Annotated in this window: 12 protein-coding genes and 1 pseudogene; 4 read left to right on the top strand and 9 right to left on the bottom strand. The window is 57.0% G+C overall.

All coding sequences use genetic code 11. The annotated features are described in order from the left end of the window. Position 1: 1 nt before the first annotated feature. The 5 genes and pseudogenes from flgB to ACZ46D_RS03295 form a co-directional block, all read right to left on the bottom strand. Positions 2 to 388 (bottom strand): flagellar basal body rod protein FlgB, encoded by a 387-nt coding sequence (flgB, locus tag ACZ46D_RS03315; RefSeq protein ID WP_464928616.1) that lies wholly within the window; start codon positions 386 to 388, stop codon positions 2 to 4. Positions 389 to 654: 266 nt separating this feature from the next. Next, a pseudogene (locus tag ACZ46D_RS03310) lies at positions 655 to 2,092 on the bottom strand (sigma-54-dependent transcriptional regulator). Then, positions 2,085 to 3,218 (bottom strand): two-component system sensor histidine kinase NtrB, encoded by a 1,134-nt coding sequence (locus ACZ46D_RS03305; RefSeq protein ID WP_464928615.1) that lies wholly within the window; start codon positions 3,216 to 3,218, stop codon positions 2,085 to 2,087. Before ACZ46D_RS03305 ends, ACZ46D_RS03310 begins: the two are co-directional and overlap by 8 nt. A 40-nt stretch (positions 3,219 to 3,258) precedes the next feature. Beyond that, complete coding sequence (locus tag ACZ46D_RS03300; protein ID WP_464928614.1) at positions 3,259 to 5,334, bottom strand: tetratricopeptide repeat protein; 2,076 nt, start codon at positions 5,332 to 5,334, stop codon at positions 3,259 to 3,261. A gap of 82 nt (positions 5,335 to 5,416) precedes the next feature. After that, positions 5,417 to 6,802 carry a sigma 54-interacting transcriptional regulator gene (locus tag ACZ46D_RS03295; RefSeq protein WP_464928613.1) on the bottom strand — a complete coding sequence of 462 codons (1,386 nt, stop codon included), beginning with the start codon at positions 6,800 to 6,802 and terminating at the stop codon, positions 5,417 to 5,419. Between the two features lie 196 nt (positions 6,803 to 6,998). Here ACZ46D_RS03295 and ACZ46D_RS03290 point away from each other — a divergent pair, with 196 nt between their 5' ends. From ACZ46D_RS03290 to ACZ46D_RS03275, 4 genes are all read left to right on the top strand, one after another. Beyond that, complete coding sequence (locus ACZ46D_RS03290) at positions 6,999 to 7,727, top strand: cell division ATP-binding protein FtsE (RefSeq protein ID WP_464928612.1); 729 nt, start codon at positions 6,999 to 7,001, stop codon at positions 7,725 to 7,727. Between the two features lie 61 nt (positions 7,728 to 7,788). After that, the gene (locus ACZ46D_RS03285; RefSeq protein WP_464928611.1) at positions 7,789 to 8,676 is read left to right on the top strand and encodes a cell division protein FtsX; all 888 of its coding nucleotides are present in this window, start codon (positions 7,789 to 7,791) and stop codon (positions 8,674 to 8,676) included. Between the two features lie 3 nt (positions 8,677 to 8,679). Further along, positions 8,680 to 9,963 (top strand): murein hydrolase activator EnvC family protein, encoded by a 1,284-nt coding sequence (locus ACZ46D_RS03280; protein WP_464928610.1) that lies wholly within the window; start codon positions 8,680 to 8,682, stop codon positions 9,961 to 9,963. A 125-nt stretch (positions 9,964 to 10,088) separates the two neighbouring features. Further along, positions 10,089 to 11,465, top strand: coding sequence for a S41 family peptidase (locus ACZ46D_RS03275; protein WP_464928609.1), 1,377 nt, complete (start codon positions 10,089 to 10,091; stop codon positions 11,463 to 11,465). A 190-nt stretch (positions 11,466 to 11,655) separates the two neighbouring features. Here the strand turns inward: ACZ46D_RS03275 and ACZ46D_RS03270 are convergent, their stop codons facing one another. The 4 genes from ACZ46D_RS03270 to panB all read right to left on the bottom strand — a co-directional run bounded on the left by ACZ46D_RS03270 (position 11,656) and on the right by panB (position 14,815). Further along, positions 11,656 to 12,237, bottom strand: a complete 582-nt coding sequence (locus ACZ46D_RS03270; protein ID WP_464928608.1) for a FumA C-terminus/TtdB family hydratase beta subunit — start codon at positions 12,235 to 12,237, stop codon at positions 11,656 to 11,658. Further along, positions 12,234 to 13,070: a fumarate hydratase gene (locus ACZ46D_RS03265; protein ID WP_464928607.1), complete on the bottom strand. Its 837-nt coding sequence runs from the start codon at positions 13,068 to 13,070 to the stop codon at positions 12,234 to 12,236. The genes ACZ46D_RS03270 and ACZ46D_RS03265 overlap by 4 nt, the downstream gene beginning before the upstream one ends. Before the next feature lie 175 nt (positions 13,071 to 13,245). After that, complete coding sequence (locus ACZ46D_RS03260) at positions 13,246 to 13,836, bottom strand: PilZ domain-containing protein (RefSeq protein ID WP_464928606.1); 591 nt, start codon at positions 13,834 to 13,836, stop codon at positions 13,246 to 13,248. 130 nt (positions 13,837 to 13,966) lie between these two features. Further along, a complete protein-coding gene (gene panB / locus ACZ46D_RS03255; protein WP_464928605.1) occupies positions 13,967 to 14,815 on the bottom strand; it encodes a 3-methyl-2-oxobutanoate hydroxymethyltransferase in 849 nt (282 codons plus the stop codon). Between the last annotated feature and the right edge of the window lie 32 nt (positions 14,816 to 14,847).

Raw genomic sequence — 14,847 nt, 5'->3', positions numbered from 1 at the left:
GTTATTTGCCCCCCTCGTCAATGGCATAGCGCAGTGAATCAAATTTTTTCCCGATGGTCTTGGCGAGCACCTGAAACATCAACTGGTTTTCCGCCATCCTCACCATCTCCTGATCCAGGTCCACCGGTTTTTTCTCGCTGGCAAACTCCCTGGTTTTGCTGGCTTCCATGGCATCAAGCTGCATGTGTCCCTTATTGGTTCTGGCCAACTCCCCCTGGCCGCTCATCACACTCTGCATGACCTTGGCAAAATTAAAATCCTGCCCCGTATAGCCCGGGGTTTCATAGTTTGCGACATTGGACTGGATCAGTCCCTGTCGCTCCTGGCGCAGGCTGAGTGCCTGGCGCATGGTTTCAACATTGCCGTCGAACAATTTATTTATGGGCATATTCTTCTCCTTTTTTGAACCAAACCAACCTGCCTGATTCTCTTGCAAAAAGGATGCCGACTATAAATATTTTCTCCTTAGAAACACAGCAGCGAGGGAAATAACTGTTTTTTCACAGCGGAAGGAATCTTCAGAAGAGTAAGACCGGAGAAGCAAAAGCGCCATGGCGCGGAGGGGCGGAGAAGCACAACTTACTGGAATAAAAGAACAAAAAAAAGAGAGGAGTGTCTCACAGGAGCTGCCGTTACCGAGCACAGGAGGGGACTTTATTCGATCATGCCTTGAGAACGGTATTCATGCAGTTTATTACGCAGAGTACGGACGCTGATCCCTAGAATCTCGGCCGCATGTGTCCGATTATTGTCGTTTGCCTGCAAGGCCTGTAAGATCATTTGACGCTCCACCTCGCGCAAGGTCTGGGTTCCGATTTCCATGGCCGCGGAAGTATTGGCCGCCGCCACGGCGGAATGACCGGAAACCAGAGCAGCAGCCTCCGCCGGTTCGATCCTGGCCGGCGGCTCGACATCATCCCAGAAATCCCACAGTTCCAGCTCATGGCCCTGGGAAAGGAGCATGGCCCGTTCAATCAGGTTCTCCATCTCCCGCACATTGCCTGGCCAGTCATAGTCGGCAAACCTGGCCCAGACGGCGGCGGAAGGCTTTTTCACCGGCTTGCCATATTGAGCCGCATACTTGCGCACGAAAAAATCAACCAGCATCCCGACATCCTCGCGACGTTCGCGCAGGGGGGGCAGCTTCAGGGGGATGACGTTTAAGCGGTAGTAGAGATCCTGCCGGAAAGTGCCTTCCTTCACCGCCTGCTCCAGGTCGCGGTTGGTGGTGGCCAGCACATGCACATCGATCTTGAAAGGGGCTCTGCCCCCCAGCCGGTCCACCTCTTCCTCCTGGAGCACCCGCAGGAGCTTGGCTTGGAGATGCAAGGGCAGCTCCCCGATCTCATCCAGCAGCAGGGTACCGCCGTCAGCCAGCTCGAATTTCCCTTTCTTGGTGACAATGGCCCCGGTGAAAGCCCCCTTCTCATGGCCGAAAAGTTCGCTTTCCAGCAATCCCTCCGGCAAGGCGGCGCAGTTCAGGGCCACGAACGGCCCGTTTTTCCGCCCGCTCTCCAGATGGATAAAGCGGGCAAAGACCTCCTTGCCTGTGCCGGATTCACCGAGGATGAGCACGGTGGCCTTGCTGGAGGCCACGCTTCTGGCCCGGGCCATGAGCTGCAACAGCTTGGGGTTCTGACCGATGATCGGTTTTTCAAGGGCGATCGCTTCCCCGGCTTTCTGCACCCCCGGCCGCTCGGTCGGTTGCGGCAGCCTGCGCGCCAGGGGCAAAAACCCTGGCCACCGTCTCTTCGATGACCTCCACCGGAAACGGCTTCAAGAGATAATCAAAGGCCCCCTGCTTCATGGCCTCCACCGCCGTATCCACCGTGGCGAAACCGGTCATGATCACCACCGGCAGCTCGGGGCGCAGCGCCTTTACCTGCCGCAAAAGCTCAAGGCCATCCATGCCCGGCATCTTTATATCGGTAATCACCAACTCCGGCGGCTGCCTGGCGATCATCTCCAGAGCCATTCCGCCATTTTCCGCGACCGCGACTTCGTGCCCGTTGCGGCTCAGCGCCTCAAAAAGGGCAACGCGCATGTTCTGCTCGTCGTCCACAATCAGTATTTTATGGGTCTGTTCAGACATCGGCTCTGGCATCTCTTTCCCGACTGGTTCCTGTTCCCACGACGGACTCTGATGGCAGCAGCACCCTGAAGGTGGCGCCCCGGCCCGGTTCGCTCTCTACCTCGATCAATCCGTGATGCGCCTCGGCAATGGCATGGCTGATGGCCAGCCCCAACCCGCGATTCCTACCCTTGGTCGAGAAAAAAGGATCAAAAATTTTCTGCAGATTTTCCGGGGCAATCCCCGCGCCCCGATCCTGCACCCTGATTTCCACCAAAGCGCCATGCTCCCTGTCCGGCGGCAGCGTCCGCAAGCTTAAGGAAAACGTCCCGCCCACCGGCATACTTTCAATGGCATTCAGGCCTAGGTTGAGTAAAAGCTGCCCCAGCAGGGCCTGATCCCCGAGGAGATATGCCTGCTCCGCCTCAATCCGGCTTTCCATGAGTATACCATGCTCTCCGGCCATTTCACGGAGAGTTTCCATGCTTTTCTTGAGCACTGCAACCATGTCCAGTTCCTGCATCTGCGGGAGCAAGACCCCGGAAAAGGTCACAAAATTATCCAACAGATGATGCATGGTTCGCACTGCCCCCAGCATCCGGGCCGCGACCCGTTCATTGTCTGGGTCTCCCGCCAACTCCCGCTTGAGAATCGAGGCATACAGCTCAAGGCTGCCCAGGGGATTCTTCAATTCCTGGCTCATGGCCTCGGCCATCTCCTGCATGGCGGCAAAACGCTTACTCCGGTCGAGATGCATTTCCAGCAGAGCCGGGAAGGTGACATCCTCCAAGGAAAGAAAAAACCCGGCCACATGCAGAAATGGGCTTTGCAAATCGTTGCGGCTGATGAGAAGACAGCGCTTTTCCGCCCCGCCGTTCGAAGGCGGTGCCTCGCAGAGCAGGCGCCCCCCGGAAAGACTTAAGGCCGCAAGCTCATGCGTCAGACCGAATTTTTGGGAGAGCAGCCCCCAGCAGGTTTTGTTCTGAAGAGAGCTTCCGGCCAGGCCGAGAAGCTGAGCAGCCTTTTGGTTTGCCGCCAACAAATTCCCCTGCCGGTCCGCAAGCAAAATCCCGCCTGGCAGACTTTCAATCATGGCAAAAAAGAATTCCCCCAGATGCTCCGGGGTATCAAAGGTCGCTTGCGCCATCAGCTGATCCGGCCTGGACAATATATCTTGCTCTTCGCTTTCACCGGGAGGCCTTTCGCGATTTTCTGCCCAGATCGATTTCGATCTGGTTCAGGATGGTTTTCGCCTTTTTCTTGAGCAGTTCGTCCGGCCCGGCCTGCGCCTTCTGGAGATGCCCGCGCCCTTTTTCCATCTCCCCACCCTTGCGGAATAAATCGCCCAACTGGAGGTGGATCTGCTGGGCCGCCTTGCTGTCCTTGGGCATATCCCCGTCAACGCCGGCCAAATAAGCATCAATGGCCGACTGGGCACTCTGCCCGGCCAACCCATCGCCAAACTCTTTGTACCAGCCCTGTAAGGCTTCCGGCCCCAGCCATTGCTTCTGCCGGGACCGGGAAAGAACCTCCAGCCCCTCGGAATACAGGCCAAGGGTGGCCAGCATCCGCAGACGCGCTTCCACGTAAACCTTTATTTTGGGCGGCACCGGGGCCGCTGCCGTTGCCTGGACATACCAGGCAAGAGCCTCATTCTTTTTTCCTTGGGCCTCGTTGAGCTTGCCGGTGAGATAATGGAATTCGCCAAGATATTCGCTGTCTTTATAGATATCCCGGGCATAGCAGAGCAGCCGGTTGGCGGCGCCCAAATTTTTCTGGAGAAGATACACCTCGGCCCTCCGACTGTAGAGATCAGCCTTGTCTTCCTCGGACAGGGGCAGCCCCTGGGCTCGAAAATAGACGGCGGAGGCTTGATCAAGCAGGGACAACGCCTCAAGCGCCTGCCCGACCAGATAGAGAAAGCGGCCGTTGTCCAGGGTACTGACCTGACGGTATTCGGCAACATACAATTGGTAGAGCTTCTCGTATTCTTTCCGCGCCAGAAACCCTTCCCCGAGGTAAAGCAGAATCTTGCCGGAAAAATTTTCCTTTTTCCCGGCAGCGAGCCCAGGTTTATCATGGTGCAGATAGCTGCCGCCGATATCAGCGGCAGCCGCGGCGTTATTGCGGGCTTGATAGCGGAGAAACAATGCGCGCCGGGCATCCTGGGTAATAGGGTCACCGGGGTACGCCTCGATCACGGCCAGAAAAGGCTTGTCTCCCTCCGGGTCGGTCAGATCCGGGGCCGGTTGTCCCTTGATTGTTCTCCGCTCCGGATTATCCATGTACTCAGCCCGCCGGAACCGGGCCATAACCGCAATCCTGTCCTCGCGGGTACCGTCTTCAAGAACACGCTCATAGAGCTTCAGGGCCGTGCGCCCATCCCCTCCCCGCAGGTAGCTCTCGCCCAACTCGAAAAGAATCTCTCCCTGGTCGGCAGGTTTCTCGGCCAGATTCAGGTAATGGAACAGGGAGTTCCGGGCGTCCTCCTCCCTGCCCACCCGCAGATAGACAAAGCCAAGCTTGCGCAACAACTCGGGGTCCCGGTAGTGATAGTCTGGATATTTTTCAAAAAGCGTGGCAAAAACTTTCAAGGCTCCGACAGGATCCTTGCTGGCAGCCATGATCTCCCCCAAACCCATCAGGGCCTTGGCTTTGATATCCTCACCGCCGGATTCGGCAACATTTTTGTAGATGTCCAGCGCTTCGGCCACCCTGCCCAGGGCAAAAAGGGTGTCCGCCTTCGCGAGCCGCGCCCGATCCCGCAGAGGGGAATCGGGATAACGCTCCAGAAAGAGTTTGAAATAGATGAGTGCTTCCCGATAAAAACGCATGCGGTAATGGGCGTACCCAACCTCGTAATACGCCTCAGCCGCTCGTTTTGCCTTTGGGAAGTCAGCGCCATACCTCCGGAAGATGTCACGGACCTTGCCCCATTCGGGGGTGGCACTCTTCATTGCCTGCTGCTTTATGTTTTGGGCTGCCTGCCAGAGCGCCTCTTCCGCCTGCTCCGCCTCGCGGAATTTTTCATAGTATCGCTGATACGCGGAGGCGGCCTTTTCCAGATCCCCAGCCTTCTCCGCCTCCACCGCCTCCTGCCAGACCTCCGCCGGGGTCTCCACTGGCACCGCTTGCCCGGGGGGGGGCACAACATCTTTGGCCCAGCTCTGCTGCGGCTGGAGCCCTCCCATGAGAAGGGCAAGGCCCAAAAAGATAACGAGCGGCAAGGGATGAAGAGAATGGGGTAAATGGATATTTTTCATGATTTCTTTCACGGGAGTCGGGAGCAAGCCGTGTTGCCACGTATCAGGCCACACCACCAGAGAGAAAAGGCGCACCCTTGTTCTACGCCTCGGCAGAAGACGAAACCAACTTGAATCGTTTCATCTTCTCAATGAGGGTGGTCCGGTTCACATTCAAAAGTTTAGCGGCCCTGTTTTTGACCCAGTCCGTCTGCTCAAGGGCTTGCAGGATCAAACGCTTTTCAAAATCAGCCAGCACCTCATTGAGGAAAAAACCCTGTCCGGGAAGCTCCTCAAACCGTTCGACCGGCACGGTTCCGGCCTCCAGCAAGCGCTCCGGCAGATCAGCCATGGAAAGCACATCACCGCCCGCGAGAATCACCATGCGTTCCAGCATGTTTTCCAGCTCCCGCACATTACCGGGCCAGGCATAGTGCGCGAACCTGGCCATGACCTCCTCCGCCACCCCTTTGATTTTTTTCTTCCGGAGCCGGTTGAACCTGGCCACAAAATGTTCGACCAGCAGAGGAATATCCTGGAGTCGCTCCCGCAGGGGCGGCGCCTCGATGGGGATAACATTGAGGCGGTAATAGAGATCTTCCCGGAAACGCCCGGCCTGGACCTCCTGCTCCAGATCCCTGTTGGTCGCGGCAACCACCCGAAAATCCGAGCTGATGGTTTTGGTGCCGCCGATCCGCTCAAACTCTTTTTCCTGAAGAACACGCAACAGCTTCACCTGGAGCATGGGACTCATTTCAGAGATCTCATCCAGAAAGACCGTGCCCCCATTGGCCAGCTCAAAACGGCCGAGCCGGGTCCGGATCGCGTGGGTAAAGGCGCCCTTCTCATGGCCGAACAGTTCGCTTTCCAGGAGCTCCCCGGGAATGGCCCCGCAATTCACCGGCACGAAAGGACCGGTGCCGCGCACCCCTTCATAATGGAGGGCTTGGGCGATAAGCTCTTTGCCGGTGCCGGATTCGCCCCGGACCAAGACGGTGGTTTCGGCATCGCAGACTTTTTTGATCAGGGAAAAGACCTGCCGCATGGCGCTGCTGTTGCCGATGATGGCGGAGCACCCTTTTCCGCTCTTTGTCGGGGGGGCCTGGGCAGGCGAAGAGATTCGGCGGCTCACCCCGGCCTTGTCCAGAGCGGCGTCAAGGCGGCTTTCGCTCACCGGCGCCTCAAGATAATCCATGGCCCCGGCCTGCAAGGCGACAACCGCATCATTGACCGACGGGTCGCTGGCCGCCACGATAACCGTCGCCGGGGAGGCAACATCCTGAAGATCACTGAGAAAAGAAGCATGGGGCTGAAGTGAGGACACCGCCAGGAGGATCGCCTGACACTGGTTTTCTTCGAGCCAGCGCCGGGCTTCCGCCTCGGAACGGACCATAGCCAGGGCCAGGTCTTTTTTCTGCAGAGCTTTGACCAGCTCGGAAGAACGACCGGAAGAATCAAGAAGCAGAAGGAGCAGGGGATTGTGCGTCATACCACCATCATGAATTTCTTGTTTTCTTTTAATAAATTTCACAGCTTATGTTCTTTTGTATACATTATTCACAAAAAAAGTGTCAATTTTTTTTCACATGCTATATTTTATCAATAATTATTGGAATGTTATGTATACTGTGGCCTGGCTGCCATCCGGAGGGCATCCCCTCCGTCCGACTGAAAAAGGTTTTCACATGCCGAGAGACGCAAGCACGGACAAACCCCTGGTTGAGCTGGTGAACGTCACCAAGATCTATCCGCCCGATGTTGTCGCCGTAGAAGACGTTTCCCTGCGGATTTACAAGGGCGAAATCCTTTTTCTCACCGGCATGAGCGGGGCGGGGAAAACGACCCTGATCAAACTGATCTGCCGCCTGGAAACGCCCACCCGCGGCCTCATTGAGGTGGCCGGGCGCGACCTTGCCAAGATCAGTACGGCCGGGGTCCAGCGCATGCGTCAAAAAATCGGCGTTGCCTACCAGGATTTCCGGCTGCTGGACAAACAGACCGTACTCCAGAACATTGCCATGGCCATGGAAGTGACTTACGCAAGCACCAAGACCATTCGGACGAGGGTCGAGGAACTGCTGGCCCTGCTCAACCTCTCCGACAAGCGGGACAAGCTTGCCGGCGACCTCTCCCGCGGAGAACAGCAACGGGTGGCCCTGGCACGGGCCGCCGCCAATGGACCAAGCCTGCTGCTGGCCGATGAGCCGACCGGCAATCTTGACCCGGCAGCGACAGAGCTGGTCATCAATCTCTTCCGGCACCTCAACGAAAATAATGGTTCGACCATCGTGGTTGCCACCCATGACCCGTCGATTTACGCGGAAACAGAGCACCGGGTCATGACGCTGAGCAACGGGCAGCTTTCCGCCCATCCCAACCGGTCGCCGCGACAGATCGAACTTTTTGAAGCGTAGCCGCCGCTGAGCCCCAAGCTTTACGGGCGAAACCGCTTTCCATTTCAAGGAGCACCAGACGATGCAGTTTCTGGCCTATATCTTACGCCAAACCGGAAAAAATCTCAGGCAAACCTGGGGGACACAGGTCATGACCCTGCTGACCGTGACCCTTTCCGTGCTGATCTTTGCCTTTTTCTTTCTCATCTACACCAACATGCTCAGGGCCAGCGCCCGGCTTGGCGACGATGTCCGCCTCATTGTCTATCTGGACCAGGAGGTTACCGAGCAGATGCGCCCAGGGCTTGAAAAAAAGATCCGCGAGTTCGGGCCGGTGGAGAAGATCGTTTTTGTCTCCCGGGCCGAGGCCTTTAACCGGCTCAGCGCCCAACTGGGCAAGGAAAAGGATGTTTTAAACGATCTGGGCCCCGACTTTCTCCCGCCCTCCATCGAAGTGTATCCCCTGAAAAACCTCAACGATCTCACCAAGATCAGCCAGTTTTCCGACTTCCTCCTGACCCTGCCCCACGCGGCCAAAGTCCAGTCCGGCAGCGACTGGCTCCGGCGCTTCGGCTACTTCACCAATCTGCTCCGGGTCGTGGTGCTGTTAAGCGGTGGCCTGCTCATTATCAGCATGACCTTTATCGTTTCCTACACCCTCCGCCTCACCGTGCTTTCCAGACAGGGCGAGCTGGAGATTCTCAGACTGCTTGGCGCCACCAGCGCCTATATCCGTCTGCCGCTTCTGCTCGAAGGCATGTTGCAGGGGTTTCTGGGCTCAAGCCTGGGACTTGCCGCGCTGTACATCCTCTATCAATGGATTGCCAGCCGCTTCAGCGGCCCAGGCTTCTTAAAACTCTTTGATTTCGCCTTCTTCCCCCCGGAACTCACGGGCGCCATCCTGCTGGCCGGCATCGTGCTGTGCACGGTTGGCAGTCTTTTCTCAATCCGCAGATTTATCCGCATCTGACGCATGATTTCCATCCTTCACCGCCCCTACCTTCCTGTCTGCCTCTTGACTCTGGCGTTGGCCATCTGCCTCGGCCAACGCCTGTGTCTGGCTGCGGAAAACACCCCCGTGGACGCCAAGATTATCGAGGAACAAAAAAAAATCCAACGGTTGAAAAAAGGCATCGAAGATCAGAAAACCAGGGTGCAGACCACCAATAAACAAGAAAGCTCCCTGCTCACTGAGCTGGACCGCCTGAACGGGCATATCCAGAACGAAGGCGACAAGCTCAACCGCCTCAAGAAGGATCTGAGCAAACACGAACAGCTCATGGTGGCAAAACAGAATGAGGCCGCCCAGGCAAAAGAGGCCAAGGAACAGGCAAAGCGCCATATCAAAAAACGGCTCAATTCCTTTTACCGGATGGGAGATATCGGCGTGATGAATGTCATTTTTTCCACCAGCGAGTTGCCTGATCTCCTTGCTTTTCGCGAGTATTTCGACGCCCTGCTCAAGCGAGACCAAGATGTTATCCGGGAATACCGGGAAAAAGTGGCGACGCTTGAGAAAACGCAGATCAGCCTCACCCAGGAAAAACAGTCCCTGGTTGAAACCATCACCAAGGTCAAGGGACAGGAAGAACAGCTCGCCTCCACCCGCGAGGAAAGAATGCGGTTGCTGCAAAAGGTGAAAACCGAGAAAAAACTCTACCAAATGGCGCTCACAGAACTCGAGGGGGCGGCAGACAGACTGACCAACACCCTTGAGCAACTGAAGACCGACGCAGCCAAAGCGCGCCAGAAGGAAGTTCGCCCCAAGGAGTCCCGGTCGGCCGCCCCCCCCAAATCCCGCCCGGGCAACCTCGGCTTTGCCGCCCAGAAAGGGCGCCTCGCTCCGCCGGCGCCGGGCACGGTTACAACCCTGTTCGGCAAGAGCGTCCAAAATAAATTCGGCATCACCACCTTTGCCAACGGCATTGACATCAATACCGCGCCGGGTACGGAAATCACCGCCATCTACGAGGGCAAGGTCATCTACGCCAAATTCCTCCGCGGCTATGGCAACCTGCTCATTATTGACCATGGCCAGCAATATCTCAGCCTTGTTTCCCGGGCCGCGAAATTCTACAAGGAGGAAGGCGACACGGTTGCCAGGGGCGAGGTGGTTGGCATCATGAGCGACCAGGAAGGGTTGCTGGGAGAGGGGCTCCATTTTGAGATCCGCCATGGAACGACGCCGGAAAACCCCCTGCTCTGGGTGAACAACGCCAGGCTTAAAATCAAGGCAACCCCAAAAGCGCCCCACTGATCTTCGCCTTACCAGCACAGATAAATCGTTGTTTCTCGGCATGAAACATGCTATTATCAATGTTACTGCCTCCGCTACAGACAATGAACAAACATCTTTTGAATTTTTCCGGTTAAGGACCAGTCATGAAAAGCTCGACAAAACGGTCGGTTATAAAAATTATTGCTGTCACCCTCTGTGTAGGTACCGGTTCGTTACTGGCCTGGAATTACTCATTAGTCACCGCGACAACCCAGGACACCTACGAAAGCCTTGAGGCCTTTTCCAACGTGCTCAATCTGGTCCAGGAAAATTATGTCGAGGAAGTGGACAGCCAAAAAGCCATTGAAGGGGCGATCAAGGGTATGCTCACCACCCTGGACCCCCACTCTTCCTACATGAAGCCGGATGATTTCAAGGAATTGCAGGTAGAAACCCAGGGGAGCTTCACCGGCATCGGTATAGAAATAACCATGAAGGACAACATCCTCACGGTTGTTTCCCCCATCGAAGGAACCCCCGCCTTTGCCAAAGGGCTTAAGGCGGGCGACAAAATCGTCAAAATCGGCGATGAACAGACCCAAGACATGAGCCTCATGGAGGCGGTAAAACGGCTGCGGGGTCCGAAAGGCTCGGAAGTGACCATCTCCATCCATCGCAAGGGCTGGCCCGACCTCAAAGAGATCACCCTGATCCGCGATATTATCCCCATCCACAGCGTCAAATCGAAACTGCTGGAACCGGGATACCCCTACATCCGCATCATCAATTTCCAGGCGCAGACCACGGCTGATTTCAAAAAAGCGCTCGCCGACTTGGAAAAGCAAGGAAAGGTGAAAGGGCTCATCGTGGACCTTCGCAATAACCCGGGCGGGCTTCTCGACCAGTCCGTAAAGATTGCCGATATCTTCATCGACGAGGGCGTGATTGTCTCCACCAAGGGGAGGATCAAGGAACAGAATTCCGTATTCTACGCCCGCGACAACAGCCCCAAGTACACCTTTCCCCTGGTGGTGCTGGTGAACGAAGGCAGCGCCAGCGCCTCGGAGATCGTGGCCGGCGCCCTGCAGGATCACAAAAAAGCGGTGATCATCGGCGCCCAAACCTTTGGCAAGGGCTCGGTGCAGACCATCATCCCCATGGACAGCGGGGCGGGCCTCAGACTGACCACGGCCAGATATTACACCCCCAGCGGCCGCTCGATCCAGGCAACGGGCATAACCCCGGACATCATCGTCGCCTCCCCCACGAGCCTGTCCGTCGAAGCCGATGACAAGGATGAGGAACAGGACAAAAAACCGAAATACCTGCGGGAAAAAGACCTGAAGCATCACATCGGCAACGGCCTGAAAGATGACGTAACGCAAAAAGACGAGAAACCAAAAACCGAAGAAAAGCCGAAACCCCGGGTAAAAACTCCGACGAGCAAGGAAAAATCGGAGCCCGAGGATCTGAGTAAGGATCAGCAGCTGAACACCGCGCTCACGCTGCTCAAAGGCTTGAGCGTTTTCGGCAAGAAATAAAGACCCAGAACATACAGGACTCAGCCTTAATGGCTGACAATTGACAAATAAAAAAGGAGAGGCTCAGCCCTCTCCTTTTTTATTTGGAGCCGTTAGGAAATCGTCATCTAACATCCATGACCATCGCCGTTAATAGTAGTGTGAGGGGCGCTGCTTCGTTCCGGACCAATGTAACTAAATGGTCCGGTTATTATTTTTCACAACGGCTTGTTGCGGCAACCAGCGCATAGTAATCACGGCCCTCCAGGTCATTGATCACCACGGCCGGGAAGTTTTCCACTTCGAACCGAAAAAGGGCCTCCGGCCCGGCATCGGCAAAGGCAATCAGCTCGGCTTTCTTAATACATTTGGACAAAAACGCCCCGGCCCCGCCAATGGCGGCGAGATACACCGCACCATGCGCTAGCATCGCCTGACGCACCTCGGCGGAACGGGCCCCCTTGCCCATGGTCGCCGCAAGCCCCAGCGCAAGCAGGCGCGGGGTGTAGCTGTCCATCCGGTAGCTGGTGGTGGGCCCGGCCGCGCCGATTACCCGACCGGGCCGGGCCGGGCTCGGCCCGACATAATAGAGCAGCTGCCCCTTAAGATTCACCGGCAGCTCCTTGCCCTCATCCAGCAGGGCGCAAAGTCGGCGATGGGTCTGATCCCGCCCGGTGTACAGCGTCCCGCTCAGGCTTACCAGTTGGCCGGCCTTGAGCGAGGCCATGGCCTCCGGAGTTAAAGGCAAACGCACCTCGGGCAGGTTGTCAAAAAAAGCAGGTTCAGTTTTCACAAGACAATTTCCTTATGCCGATGGGCATGGCACTGGATATTGATTGCCACCGGCAGACTGGCGATATGGCAGGGAAAAGTTTCCATATGCACGGCCAGGGCGGTGCTGATCCCGCCAAAACCGTGAACCCCCTGGCCCTGACCATTGATCTCCCGCAACATCCTCTCTTCAAGCACAGCCACATCCGCGCGCACGCTTTTCTCGCCAACCGGTCGCAGCAGGGCTTTCTTGGCCAACAGGGCCGCCTTTTCAAACGAACCACCCAGGCCAACCCCAACAATCATCGGCGGGCAGGGATTGGAGCCTGCGGCCAGCACCCTGTCGATCACATGCCGGACCACCCCTTCCGTTCCAGCGGCAGGAGGCAGCATGACCAGACTGCTCATGTTCTCGCTGCCGCAGCCCTTGGGCAGAAAGCGGATGGTAAGGCGATCGCCGGCAACCAATTCCAGATGGACGACGGCCGGGGTGTTGGTTCCGGTATTTTGGCGGGTCAAGGGGTCGCAGACCGATTTGCGCAGATACCCTTCCTCGTAGCCGAGCCGCACCCCCTCCTGCAACGCCTCGTTCAGATCGCCCTGGATGTGGACCTCCTGGCCCAGTTCGAGAAAGAGGATGCCGGTGCCGGTATCCTGGCACACCGGAATCCGCTCCCGGCTCGCGATATCGGCATTGGTGAGGAGAAGTTCCAGAATATTCCCGGCGAGTTCCCCGGTTTCCCGGTCCCGCGCGGCAAGCAGGGCCTCCAGAATATCCGGCTCCAGGTCATGGGCCGCGGCAATGGCCAGATCACGGACGGCCTGGCGGATCTCGCTGCTGTTAATCTCGCGCATGGTTCAGAAAACTCTCAAGGATTGACGGACTCGCAACCAGTCGGGATCGGGATGGCTAAGCAAAAAGTTCGATATGCAAGGCGCGGTGTGCTTTTGCGAATGAGGCTATACACACGGTATGCCGAATGAGCAAAAGTGCGCCGCAACGCAGCAGATCGGACTTTTTGCGACGCCATCAGGGATTGAGCCTGCGGTTGCGTAGAGCCAGGCTCTGTTGCTTGAAGGTATGCTGGATGATTTTTTCCCGATCTTCTTCAAGAAGGAAAACAAACTCCAGGGCGACCCGAAATTTAGAGCCGGACTCTTCCTCTGCCGGGGCCGGATCGCAGGCAATGACCTTGCCAAAGGAATACACATAGGTGTAGGAAGGAAGCAGAACAAGATGGATCTCGACAATCTCATCCAGCCTGGCCGGAGCATCGCTATAAATGGCGATGCCATTGGCACTGATATTGGCCTTGCGCATGATCAGAGCGTCCAGGGGACTCTCCCCCCCCTTGACCTGTTTGAGCATCATGTTCATCTTGTTGTCCAGATGCTGCAAAAAATCAGCCAAGTCTGCGTCCCGCTCCCGCAAGTTGGCCAAGGCACTCTGGGCGCCGATGAACATCTGGATATCGGCAAGCCCTTGCTGGTTGTACGGAGAAATTCCCTGCTGAAAATCCTTGGCAACAGCCTGCATCTTATCCGCGGAAACCGGATGAATTGCCAACATCACCCTGTCCGTGACCCGAACCGACTGTCTGCGATTTAAGCCTTCCTTCATGTCTGCACCCCACCCCGTCAAAATGATATCTCTAGGAACAGCACACAATCCGCTGCCTTTTGCAACCCGCCAAGACCAAAGGAACAGCCCCCCTGCGCCGATGCAAAACCGCATCAACGGAAGAATACAATCAACCCTTGCCCTGTTTGAGCAGATCCTCCACCTCACCCTGCATGACAAAGCTGTGCTCAGCGTCCGGATACAAGCCGCCCTTGACCTCATCCCGAAAAGCGGCGATGGCCCCGGCGATCTGGGGAGCCAGGTTCGCGTATTGCTTTACGAAACTGGGTACGAACTTTTCAAACATGCCCAGCAGATCGTTGATTACCAGCACCTGCCCGTCGCACTGCGCCCCGGCCCCGATGCCGATGGTGGGGATGGGAACGCTTGCGGTAATGGCTGCGGCGAGCTTGTCGGGGATGCACTCCAAGACAATGGCAAAAGCCCCGGCCTCGGCCAACCCCTTGGCCTCGGCCAGCAGCCGCCGGGCGGATTCGGCGTCACGGCCCTGCACCTTGTAGCCGCCAAGGGCTCCGGCGGTCTGCGGGGTCAGGCCGATATGGCCCATCACCGGAATCCCGGCCCGGACCATGGCCGCCACCGTGGCACAAATCTCCAGGCCGCCCTCCAGCTTCACCGCGTCACAGCCCGCCTCTTTCAAGAAACGGCCTGCATTGGCAATGGCCGAACCGGCATCGACTTGGTAGGAGAGAAAGGGCATGTCGCCGACCAGGAGCGCCCGTTCCACCCCATGCTTAACCGCCCGAGAATGGTGCAGCATCTCCTCCATGGTCACCGGCACCGTGGATTCATAACCCAGGACCACCATGCCCAGGGAGTCGCCGACCAGGACGATCTCCACCCCGTTTTTGTCCAGGAACCGGGCAAAGCCGGCGTCATAGGCGGTCAGCACGACGATTTTGTCCGCCGCGCGCTTCATGTCGATGATGTCACGGACTGTCAATTTTTTTCCGATCATACGCTCCTCTCCTTGCTTCCCGGGCCTGCCCG

It is taken from the genome of Thiovibrio sp. Mzg5 (genome assembly GCF_055379285.1).
This window is presented reverse-complemented; position numbering and strand designations above follow the sequence as displayed.